At 34.2% G+C, this 13,393-nt stretch carries 1 protein-coding gene (only partly in view); it reads right to left on the minus strand.

The whole window is internal to an MBG domain-containing protein gene (locus QM536_00025) on the minus strand: the coding sequence, 44,223 nt in all, runs 13,916 nt past the left edge and 16,914 nt past the right edge, and what appears here is coding positions 16,915–30,307, spanning codon 5,639 (complete) through codon 10,103 (partial); reading right to left, the first codon wholly in view occupies nucleotides 13,391–13,393. The start codon and the stop codon both lie outside this window.

Here is a 13,393-nt window from a genome sequence, read left to right on the forward strand (position 1 = left end):
TCATTACAAGAGTATCGTTGCCTTTTATAGAAGCTACGGAAGTATTAGAGCTGGTAAAAGATACTGTTCCTGATGGGATAATTGTATAAGTTAATTTCAGAGGAGCATCACCTAAAAAAACATTGGGATTTGTAAATATAATAGTTTGATTTGCTTTATTTATAGATATGGTTTTTGTGATACTTGCGGGGAAATAATTAGCATTTCCTGTTTCAAATGCTGTTATTTGTATTGTTTTACTTGTTCCCGCTGCGGTAATAGTAACAGTATTGCTTATTATACTTACATTTGTATTGCTGCTGCTAAAAGATACGGGTAATAATGATGTTGAGGTAGCTGTAATTGTAAATGGTACCCCTATAGTAGTTTCGGTAGGATAAGTGGTAGTAATTTGTTGAGAAGATTTTTGGAGGTTGATGCTTATTGGGTAGGTGACTGTATTCGCTGCTTGATAATTTATATTTCCGCTTTGATTTGCAATTATAGAAACCGTGCCACCGGATGCAAATAAGGTTCTTGCTGTGGAGGAAAGGGTGACAGTTCCAGCAGCGATAATAGTAAATCCTGTATTTGTAGATGAGTATGTTATAGGTAATCCCGAGGTGGTAATTGCGGGATTAAATATAAGAGATGTGTCATTTCTACCAAAAACATAGGTTGTATCAAAGGTTATAGATTGTGATGCTCTGTGAATAGTAATATTTTGAGTAACAGAGGCGGGGTTATAATTTTGATTTCCTGTTTGGTATATGGTTACGGAGGTCGTGCCTGCTTCCAAAATAGTTATAGTATTTCCGGTTATATCTATCTTCGTATTTGCACTTGAGTAAGAGAGTGGTAGTGTAGAACTATTTGTAGCCACTATAACAAATGGAGCATCTCTGTATGTTTTATTTGCTAATGTAAATTGTATATTTTGGTTTTGTTGGGATACTGTAAAAATAAGAGATATAGGAGGAGCAGCATCGTAGATGTTGTTTCCGGTTTGATAAGCAACAAGAGATGTTGTTCCTGCATTTCTTATAATAACTGTAGATCCGCTTATTTGAGCTATTTGTGTGTTAGAGCTGCTGTATTTTAGGGGAAGTAAAGAGGAGGCAGTTGCATTTAAGACAAAAGAAGGGTCTCCATAAGTTTTATTCGTAATGGCAAAAGTTATGGTTTGTGTATTTACTTTATAACCAATGGTAAAGTATCCAATAGTTGTGCTTGGGGTAAATACAAATTCTAATTGGTTGGTATGAGAGTTAGCGGTTGGATTGATGACGGTTACATTATTAAAATTTTTATTATCTGCAATGATCATACTGTACTTAGAAGGGTTTTCTAGATTTGAGAGAGCGAAGTTCAAAGTAAGTTCTCCTATGTTTCCTGTATGTTGGTATGCAAATACTCTTGTTAATAATCTATGAGGATTATAGATATGGTTCACGCTATCTACTCTTGTACCGCTAAAGGAAGAGGTTCCTGTGTTATTATCTCCCCATATAAAATAAGAGTTATTGGTTGGTTCGCTGTTGTATCTTATTTTGAGTATACCTGTTCCTTGGGCTTCTGTTACTTTTTCTTGGGAAGAAATTTTTCCGATACCTGCCACATTGAGGTCAAAATCTCCTAAAGCGGGATTATCTAGAGTATATAAGTCTACCGTTGGGGTGAGAGTTATATTATATTTAGCTGCGAGATAATTCGTAAGAATATTGTGTTCTACGGTATTTATTTTTCTATTATAGAGAATTATTTCATGAATAGTTCCTTTCCAGAGAGATCCTTGGGTTATTTCAGAATTTGCACCGATTCTGAATATATTATGAGGGGTAGAATCTATACGTGTGAAAAGTGGAGAGGTGTTATTAATGGAGAATAAGAGAGAATCATTGTTGTAAAGTGCGGCAGTTATAGTAGGAGTATTGAGAGCGGTAGAGGAAGAAGCACTTGTATTATTATTCGCAAATAGGGTATACTTATCGCTTGTATTTTTTCCTATTCCGAAAGAGGTTTGGTTATTTTTTTCTCCGTAAGAAATAATATACGCTGTATTGTTGGTAGTAGCGCTGTCACTTGCAACGGTGATGAGAGTTCTGCTTTCTTGATAGAATGGGATTCTGTTATTTCCGAAGGTGTAATAGGTATTTGTTCCGTTGAAATAGATACCTCCTTTATTTGGCTGTGTTCCAACAAATATACCTCTATTAGAAGTAGAAGATTGAATTGCATTATTATTTCTATTAGATTTATCTTTCCATGTTTGAACAACCGTGCCTGCTGTTGGGTTTGGAGTACTTACGTCTCTTCCGTCTAACCAAAGGACTACATCTGTTTCTTGTCCATTTACAATGCCGATTCCTGCAGGTCCATTAGGATTTTCTACATAGAGGGTGTCATGGATAGGGATTATGACATAATTTTTATTGCGAGTATTAACGCCTGTTGTATCTACTGTGATGGGGTATTTTCCTATGGAATTAGGGGTAGTAGATATGGTGGCAGTAGGTTTGAGAGTATAGATATTTTGATCATCGGGTGTTATAAATCCTTTATAGGATATGGTAAATAGAGGGTTTTCTTGATATACAGTTTTTGTTTTTCTATCGGCTTTTGCAAAAACAGTTGCTTGGGTTACTGTTAATCTTCCTGTATTGTATACAAAATTGTAACGAGAAGAAGCTCCACCTGAAAGTTTTATGGTATCGTATATTCCAATAGGTATGGTTTTAGGGATAGGAATAAGAGATATGGGTGAAGAGAAGTCAATGCTATCATAAGTGTGTCCTGTTTTCAAACCATTTATACTCAGGTTTGATGGTTTGAAAGAAATCGTATCTGTAGTTCCAAAAGATCTGCTTATAGGAGCTATAGTTATAGAAAGAGAGGATTTGTTAATAGTTATGGATTGTTGTGCGGATCCGTAAGCAAGTATATTATCAACAGCATTTTGTTGTGCAATGAGAGAAATAGTTCCTATTTTTTTTATGATAAGCGTATTTCCATTTACCGATGCGACTTGTGTGTTGCTGGAAATATAGGTAATTGGGGTTGTGGAAGATGATGTTATGTATGTATTCAGGTTTATTTCTCCTTGGGCGTAGTAAATAGGAGGAATATTCATAGTTATTCTTTGTGGAGTAGCATTTGCTCTGCTGGCAATAGTGAAGAATCCTGTTGAGGTATTTGGTTTTATTCTAAAAATAATTTTATCAGAAAGAACATTTTTAGGAGAGATTTCCACAGCATTGGTCATGTTTCTATTTGGACTTATGATCAAGAGGTGTTGGGTAGTAGTATTTGTTAGGTAAAAAGTAAGGGTGAGGGAGTCAATAGCATTTGCACTTGGTCCTGCACTATTTCTTTGATTAAATGACCATTTCTTTTGGATAGTGCTGAATCTTGCACCGTTTGTAATAAGTGTATCTGTAAAGAGGTTTAGAGAATCATTATCCCCCCAGATAAAATATTCTCCATTTACATCTAATCCTAGTGGATGAGAAATTTTTAGTATGCCTGTTCCTTTTGCGGAAGTAATAGTTCCATCTGCTTCTTGTCCTATACCCGATACATTATAATCAAATCCATTTGTTATTTCATCTTGAGTATAGTAGTTATTTTGAGAAAGAGTAGTGTTGTATTTTGCAGATAGGTAGTTAGATAGAATTATTTGTTCTACTGTGCTGAGAGTTCTATTAAATATTATAATTTCATTTATAGAGCCGTTCCAATATTTAGAATTATTAGAGGCATCATATCCTATGGATAAAAATTCATGAGAAGTAGAATCTATGGATACAGTATCAGCTTGGAAATTATGTATTCTTCCTCCTACTTTAAAAGATACTTTATTTGTATTGTTATTCGGGATACTCACGACAGACATTATATCGGTAGTTGATGTATTATTTGAGGAAGATATTTTTTTATAGTTATTTCCTGATAAGAAAGCATAAAAATTTTGTGCATCTTTTCCTATTGCAAAATTTTTCTGGGTAGTGCTATTTCCAATGGATAGTATGTAGCGAGTTCCTAAATCGGTGTTTCCTACAGCAATTATAGTTCTTTGTTGTAGTTTGGTAGGAATGTTTGTTTTCCCAAAGGTCATTCCACTTGTTCCGTCAAATGTGAGAGAAGGTGAATTTTTATTTGGGAATGTGAATGTTATAGTTCCTCTGCTTGTTTGTGCGTTATTATTCTGTCCAGATTTATCATTCCATAAGGATAGAGTAGTATTTGCATTATTTTTATCAATGCTATTTGCGTCTAACCAAAGAGTTATATCGGGAACGGATGAGTTTATTGCTCCTATTCCTGCTGGTCCTTTTGATTCTACTATTGATAGTGTTCCTGTTTGAGGAATGATTTTATAGTTATTTCCTGAAATGGATGCGTTAGCATCTGTTGTATCCAATGTTATGGAATGATTTCCGATAATATTGGGAGTTCCTATTTGGATTTGTGGTTTTGTATTGAGGTTAGATTCTGTTTCATTATTTACAAATCCTTGGTATATTATTGGAATAGTAGGAATAGTGTTTTCAATAACAACTGCTTTACTTTGAGGTGTGGCGATGAGAGTAGCACGTTCTATTTTTATATTTCCTTCTCTATAATCAAAGGTATAGTTATTTGCTTTGGCGTTAGCAATAGTAAGAGCATTGAGTTTGAGTCCTGCGTTGAAGTTTATTCCTTGTTTTACTTTTACGGTAGGATATTGTACAAGAATATTTTGTGGTGTTTCACCTGTTTTGAGTCCATTAAATTGGAAGGCATTGAGATTAAACGTATTTGCGAATGCAGTATCTCCATATATTTTTATTGGGGTTTGTGTTAAGTTTATAGTAGCTCGTGCTTTGTTTATGGTAATTGTTTTATATACGGGTAATGCGTGGTCGTATGTTTGGTATCCTTCTTTTTCTGCTATAATAGTGACTATTCCTACGCCTTTTATTTGAGCATTGTATATTCCTGTGGCGCCGCTCATTGTTAATTTCAAAAGAGTAGTATCTAAGCTTCTTATAGTTACGGGGGTGAATGTGCTTCCGGTTGCGGAGGCATTTATAATAAAGTCAGCGTCTGCATACTCTTTTGTTTGGGTTATTTGATTATATGTTATTACTTGGGCTGTTTTACTTCTACTTGCGGCTAAGGTAAAGTATCCATTGGATTGAGATCCTATTTTTACTTTATAGGTTACTTTTTCATTTGAATAGAATAATGGGTTTATTATCTGAGTAGTATTATCAAATACATTTGATGTATTTAAAAGGAGTTTTAAGGTATCCCCATTAAAAGAATTCGCAGAGAAAGTAAGGGTTACAGAATCTATATTTCCGATGTGATTAAATGCCCATTTTCTTTTGAAAGGATTGTAGTTTTTAGTTTGTATAGTAAGATTATAGGAAGAGAGCGTTGCTGATGAATCGTTATCTCCTGCAAGGAAGTATTCATTGTCTTCTAATCCTATGGGGTTTGTAATTTTTAAAATATCTATTGGGGATGCTTCGGATACATAATTGCTATTATCTGTTTTTCCTATACCTGTAACATTGTAATCGTAGTTACCGTTTGCAGGGTTATCCATAGTATATATATCTTGGGATGTTAGAGGGATGTTATATTTTGCGGATAGATAATTTTGAATGATTATATCTTCAGTAGTATTGAGGGTTTTGTTGTAAATAAGGACTTCTTTCAGGTTCCCGTTCCAATATTCTGAATTTCCGTTGATGGAGCTGTTCCCTAGTTTATAAGCACCGTTCGCTGCGGGAGATGTGCTGAGTATTTGTGCATTGTTTATATCATTATTAATTTTTACTACGTTATTGATTACTGAAAGAAGAGTATTGTTAGAACTGGTGGCATTAGTAGATATTGTTTGAGAATTGCTAAAAAATGCATAGTTATTATTGATTTTGCCAATGTTGATATTGTTTCCTGTGGAAGTGCTTCCCCAAGAAAGTGCTATTTGATTTCCGTTATTGGTATTGTTAGAGGTAACGATAAACACTGATTTGGGATTCGTTCCTGTTGGTATATCTGTGGAGCCAAAATTATAGAATTGTTCTTCCGATGCGTTAAAAATAAGTCCTCCATCATTTTGATTTGAGAGGAGAGCTGTTGGGGTTTTAGAAAATATGGTTTGGGTTGCGTCATTATATTTTCCTGATTTATCTTTCCAAGTAGCGATTTGATAGGAAGCATTCGTTTTGTTTGCGTTTATATCTCTTCCATCAAGCCATAGAACAAGGTTATTATGAATTATTTTAGGGGTTATAGTAAATGGAGCTGTATTGAGAGTAAGGATATAATTTTTATTGAGTTTGGTTTCTGTAGTATCTATGGTAATAGAATAATTTCCTATTGGAGATGTTTTTATAGCGGTAGAATGTGCTTGTGGTAATCTACCTAAAGCGGATAGTTTGAGGGAATCGAAAGGGTTGATGGTATTGTATTGGATAGTAAATAGAGGGTTTTCTTCGTTAAATTCTTTTGTTTTATTATCAGGAGTAAGGGTCAGGTTTCGTTTTGTTATAGTGAGGTCAGAAGGTATATAATAGAATTCATAATTCGTTGCTCTGGCATCTGATACTCTGACAGAGTCGTTATAAGTACCTACTTCAAGGGTAGAATCGGCGTATGTTATTGTAGGAGTAGTGGTGATGGCAGAATTGTTATCTGTAATTCCGTTGATAGTTTTAAATCCATTATAGGTAATAGAGGGGTTTGATGATGGTGTTTTATTTCCATAAATGCGAGATATGTTTGGAATGGTAACGGTAAGGATTGCTTTGTTGATAGTAAGAGTTCTTGTAACAGGTATTGCAGCGTTATACTGAGAGTTTCCTGTTTGAATAGCCGTTATGGTGGTAGTTCCAGCGGATAAAATTTGAATAAAATTACCGTTGTTATTTATAATTCTGATTACTTGGGTATTAGCATTGGAGTAAGTTACAGTAAGAGAAGAACTGGCAGTTGCATTGAGTATTTTTAATCCATCTCCATAAACAAAGCTTGTTGGGAAGGTAAAATCTATAACATTTGATAATCTATTATTTACTACAAGGGTTCGGTATACGGGGGGAGCAGCTTTATAGTTATGGTTTCCTGTTTGAGTAGCTGTTATGGTTACGGTTCCGGGGTCTACAAGGGTTAGAGTAGAGTCGTTTATGAATCTTGCTATGTCTGTATTAGAAATGGAGAACATTATTTTGAGTCCGGAGGTAGTAGTAGCTGGTATAATAAAATCAGGGTCAAAAGGGTTTTTATGAGCGAGTGCGGGAAATACAATAGTTTGGATAGCAGTGTCAATAGTTAATATTTGAGTAAGAGAAACGGAATTTGCATAGTTAGTTGGATCACCTGATATAAGAGCGGTAATATTTACTGTGCCTGCTTGTTTTATTTTCACAGTATCGGTGTTTATAGAAGCGATAAGGGTATTATGGCTGGAGTATACAACCTTTAGGAGTGATGAGTTAGCTGTAGATTGAAGGATAAAAGGATTGTCTCCATAGGTTTTTCGTATATCTAAGAAAGCCAGGGTGAGTGTTTTTCTAAGAATATTCATTGTGTATACAAGTGGTGTTGCAGATGCATAGTTTGCATTACCTGTTTGGATAGCAGTTATACTTGCCGTACCTGCTCCTAATATACGAATGGTATCCGCACCGATTCTTAATACTGAGGTGTTTGCAGATGAGAAAATTATAGGGAGCGAAGCATTATAATTATTAGGAGATGTAAGATTTGCGTTTATTATGAAGGGTGCATCTTCAAAGGTTTTTTGAGGAATGAATGCGATATTTATACTTTGTGAGTTTTTAGATACAGTAAATGTATGAGAAACTGTTTGGGAGGAGGGGTCATAATTATTTCCTCCGTTATGAGTAGCATATATTGTAAATATTCCTGCATTCAAAATGGTTGCATTCACACTTGTAACCCCTGCTGCGGTGTTTATATATGTAGAATCATTTGAAAATACTATATTCGTATTTGATGATGAATATGTAATAGGTAGCTGAGCGGAGGAGAGAGCATTGAAAGTGATAATATTATTATTATCACCAAATGTTCTGTTATTTATAGTAGCAAAAGAAAGTGATAATACCCGTGGAACTATGGTTACTATTTGAGAAACAGAATTTGCTGCCGATACATTGGTATTGCCTGTTTGGGTTACAGTTATCAGGGTAGTTCCTATGGATAGTATTTGGAGATGGTTTGTGTTTATAATATTTCCTACTAAAGTATTGCTACTGCTATATATAAGAGGTAATCCGGTAGGTTTTGTAATATGGGAATATTGAGTAATTGCGGATAGTGTGAATATATTATTATTATTTCCGTAAGTTAATACAGGAATATTTGTGAGAGTAATTGTTTGATTTGCTTTGCTTATGGAAAAAGTTCGGATTTCAGGGGTAGCGGCATAAAAATCATCTGTGCCATCTACGGAAGCAGTGATGTTTACGGTTCCTATTTCTGTTATTTGTAGAGAATCTGTTTGGGAAGGGGTTCCAAAGTTATTTGTAGTTATGAGAGATCTTTCGGGATGAGAACTTGTGAATCTTATGGGGAGAGATGATGATGAGGTCGCTTGGAGTAGAAATGCATTATCTCCATAAGTTTTATGTAAAAGATTAGGGAAATGTATGGATTGGGATTTTTTGAAAATAACTAAGGGTTGGTTGAAAGATGATGAAGCGGGATTGTAGTTATCTCCTCCATTGTAGGAAGCGGTGATGATAGTTGTTCCTGATTTTATAATATGTATGCTGTCATTACTTATAGAAACAATGGAAGAGCTGCTCGTATAGGTAAGCGAAAGAGATGGATTTATGCTTACGGTAGTAATTTTAAATGTAGGATCTCCGATAGTTTTGTTCGGTAATATTCCAAAGCTGAATACTACTGATTTTTTGCTGATGGTCAGTATTTGTCTGATAGTATCGGAAAGTATATAATTTTCGTCTCCTGTATGAAAAGCAGATATTATTACGATTCCATTACCTCTTATTTGGATACTGTCTTTATTATTATTCCTGAAAATAGAAGCAATATGAGTGTTAGAAGAACGGAAAGAGACGGACAAAGGAGAAGAAGCAGAGGCAGAGAGGGGTATATTATTATCTCCAAAAGTATAGAGTAATGGTATAGAAGTAAATTGAATGGTTTGCCCTGCTTTGTGAATAGTAAATATTCGGGTAATAGCTGTAGCAGGATTATAAATATTGTTTCCACTTTGATTTGCTGTAATGTATACGGTGCCTGCTTTTAGTATTTGAATACTATCTACGGTTATTATTTTTGCGATTGTTGTATCCCCACTGGAATATGTTATAGGAAAATCTGCTATTGGTAGTATTGTATTGGTTGAATCTACTGAGAAAGCAGTTAATTTCCATGTTCTATCTCCGAATGTTTTTATAGGGAGTGGTGCAAAACTTATACTTTGGAAGTTTCCATTTTGGACAACAAGAACTTGTGAACGTGCAATAGAATCATAATTTTGATTTCCTGTATTATACGCTGTAATAGTTACTGTTCCTAAACTGATAGTATGAACTACGCTGTCTTTAGTAATAGATATGTTTCCTTGAATAGAAGGGTTTGTAACATATTTTACTCTTAATCCTGCATTAGTAAAGCGAGGAATAGTATAGTTTACACCTGGTTTTAGAAATATATTTACAAAAGAGGGTATTCCATTTGCGTCTGGTATTGTTTGTTGTTTTTTATGGATGGTTAATATTTTCTGAGTACTGGTGCTAATAATATTGCTATCTCCTATGTAGTATGCGGTAACAAGACAAGTTCCTGCGGACAGTATTTTGATAGAATCTACTTTTTGAAATTGTCCTGATATGGTTCTTATTTGGATAAGGGTAGAGGAAGAACTGTATAAGACAGCAAATCCATTATTATTAGATACTGTATTTGTCTGCAGCGTATCGGAGCTTATAGAAGCAGTGAGAGGAAATGAAACATCGCCGTAGGTTTTTTGAGGAAGAGAGAATGCTATAGTTGGGGTATATTTTTTTACAAATATATTTTTTGTGGCACTCGCTGTGTCATAATTTGAATTTTCTGTAATACGGGCAGTGAGTTTGAATAACCCTATTCCCTTTATGAAAATACTATCTCTTTTTTTAGTAGTATTTCTTAAAATTTCTGCTATTGTTTTGGAGGTAGAATAAGAAATAGTAAGTCCATTATTCTGCATGGATGGATTGGTTAGAAGAGATGTGGTTTGTAAATTTATGGGAGCAGTTCCGAAAGTAACCGTATCGGGGGTGTTTAATATAATAGTTGGTCTATTTTTGCTTATAGTCATTATTCTGATAACAGCAGTAGAGTCATAATTTGTATAAGATATGTTATATGCGGTTATCTGTACGGTTCCGGTTCCTATAATTTTGAGAGTATCTGTGGTATGAGATTGTATTATTTGTGCTATGCTTGTATTAGAACTTATATATTTTACACGTAGAATGGTATCCTGTATAGAAGATGGATTGGCTGTAATAGAGGCGGTGAGTTTGATAGGAGTATCTCCAAAAGTTTTAGAAGATGGAAGGTTAAATGTTATAGAAGGTGTATTTTTTTTTATTATAAGAGTTCGTTTTGTATACCCTGGTCTAACAGTTGCATTTCCTGTATTAAATGCAGTTATGACAGTAGTTCCGGCGTTTTGGATTATGAGAGAATCTTGTGGTGTATTTGTTCCTCTTATTTTGACAATATTTGTGTTACTACTGCTGAAATATACGGGAAGTGCGGAATTGGAAGTAGCAGTTATTTTAAATTGTGTCATTCCAAAAGTTTTTGGAGAGATTGAATCAAAGGTGATTATTTGAGCATCATACTCTTTTCCGATAGTAAATACTCCGAAAGAATTAGGTTTTGGTGCTATTCTGTAAGATATAATGTTATTAACCGTATCTATATTTGTTTCATTATTTTTAGCACTTATTACTTTTACGCTATCATCACTTTCGTTATTATATCTTATTAATAATTTATATCGGGAATTGAGAGAATCTATTTGAGAGTAGATATTGAGAGTGAGAGAATCTATACTTCCTTTATGTTGAAAGCCATGATTTTTTTGAGACAGTTGGTAATATTTATTTCCTAAGGTTACAGAGCTTGTTCCTATTGCATCTGTTGTAGATATCAGAGAGCTATCGCCCCAGAAGAAATATTCTCCATTTTGAATATTTAAAATATTATTTACACGAACGGAGTTTGTCCCTCTCGCATCAGTAACGCTATCTATTGCTTCTTTTCCGACTCCTACTACGTTATAATCAAAATTTCCTTTGGTGCTGTTATCCATTTGGTATATATCTACGTTAGAAGTAAGAGCTGTATTATATTTAGCAGCAAGGTAATTCCAAAGGATATTTTGTTCAGCGGATGAGGTAGCATTATTTCCAATAGCACGATTATACATTATGATTTCATAAATAGTTCCATCCCATCGGGCAAGGTTAGAGGTGCTAACACTTTCTCCTATTTTAAATCTAAAAGAAGCTCCTGTTGCTATAGTAGTGTCGGCTCTGTAGGTGCTTATTCTATTTGTATTTCCATTAACAGAAAATAGTATATTTTTATTGAAAACAGTGGACGAAAGTACTGCATTTTGATCTGTTGCAATAAGAGGAGAGTTATTGTCTGCTATATTTTGGGTTTTTGAAAAATAGTTATATTTACCGCCTGTTTGTCCCATTCCGAATGCTACGGGAGTAGTTGCAGCATTGCCGTATTCTACGGATACTTTCTTGTTATTTGTAATAGTTCCTTTTACTGCTATAAACATACTCTTATTGGATGTTCCTAATGGTATTCCATTAAAAGTAGAGAGAGTAAGGACATGAGATGAAGAACTTGTAAAATTAACTCCTCCGGTTATTCTATTATTAGAAGTCGGGGTAGATGTTCCCGTTGCATTATTGCTTCGTCCTGATTTATCTGTCCATGTACTTATAGATTGGAGAGGTGTTATATCTCTTCCATCTAACCATAATATTACATCTGATCCTGAATTTCCAATAATACCGACTCCTCCGGGTGATCTGGTAATATCTGATATAGTAAGAGTTCCCGTGCTTTTAGAAAGAACAAAAGTATAGTAAGGGTTTGTATAAGAATTTGTGGTATCTAATGTTATACTATATGTTCCAATAGGACTCAAGAAAGTAGCATTTGTACTTATCGTTGGTTTTATGGCTAATATTGTGTCTATATCGTTATTTTTAAATCCTGCATAAGTATAAGTCAGAATAGGATTATTTACTCTTACAAAACGTGTTTTATCGTCTACGGAAATAGAAAGACGGGCTTTTTGAATAGTAATAGTTGCTTTTATTGTATCAGAAGCATACACGGTACTACCTGTTTGAATACCAAGTATGGTCACTGTTCCATTCTTTTTTATTTTCAAGGTATAGTCTACAGCAGTTCCTTTGGGAGGGCTTATAGATACTATGTTTGTATCTAAAGCTATAATAGTAGAAACGGGTAGACCTGTAGAAGATACGTTGAGATTAGTAATAGGAGCATCTCCGTAAGTTTTTACGGAAGGAATATTCACAAAAGTAAGAGTTTGTTTTTTTAATAATTTGCCTATACTGAATACTCCGTAAGAATTGGGAGTTGGAATAAGTTTATATGTTATAAGAGAATCATTTCCTAATCTATTAGCTTTGATAGAAACAAGGTTAGCAGAAAGAGTAGTATCGTTTTGAGAAAGGAGTAGTTTATAGGTAGTATCTATTTTTGTGCGATTTGTTTCAAATGTGAAAAAGATGCTATCATTTCCTGTTCCGATTTTATTATATGCAAAAGTTCTCTTTAAAAGATGATATTTTTGAGTTCCTATTTTTGTTTCTTGGAATGTATCTTTTTTATTATTATCTCCGTATATAAAGTAGTTATTGTTTTGCAGAGCATCCGAATTTGAATATACAGCTCTTACTTTGCTGCTTCCCTTTACGTTTAAGAGTGTTTGGTTATTTTCTTTTCCTATTCCTGTAACATTATAGTCATAATTTCCTCTCGTAGTATCATCCATAGTATATATATCTTGAGATGATAACAAGAAATTATATTTTGCAGAAAGGTGGTTAGAAAGGATGTTACGTTCTACAACATTGATATCTCTATTTATTAAAATAATTTCTTTTATAGTTCCATTCCACGATTGGGTTCCATTAAAATAACTTCCAAGTTTAAGTGTATCTTTTGTTTGGCTTACAAATGTGGATCCTACTTTTGTATTATCATGGTATAATAATGCGGAATCTGCAGCAGATATTACTCTATAAGCGTAGAGAAGGTGATTGGTAGCAAGGGTAGAGTTAGCCGTGATTTTCAGATCTCCACTTCCAAAGAAAGC

Source organism: Chitinophagaceae bacterium (genome assembly GCA_030053935.1).
Taxonomy (GTDB): Bacteria; Bacteroidota; Bacteroidia; order Cytophagales; family JASGCU01; genus JASGCU01.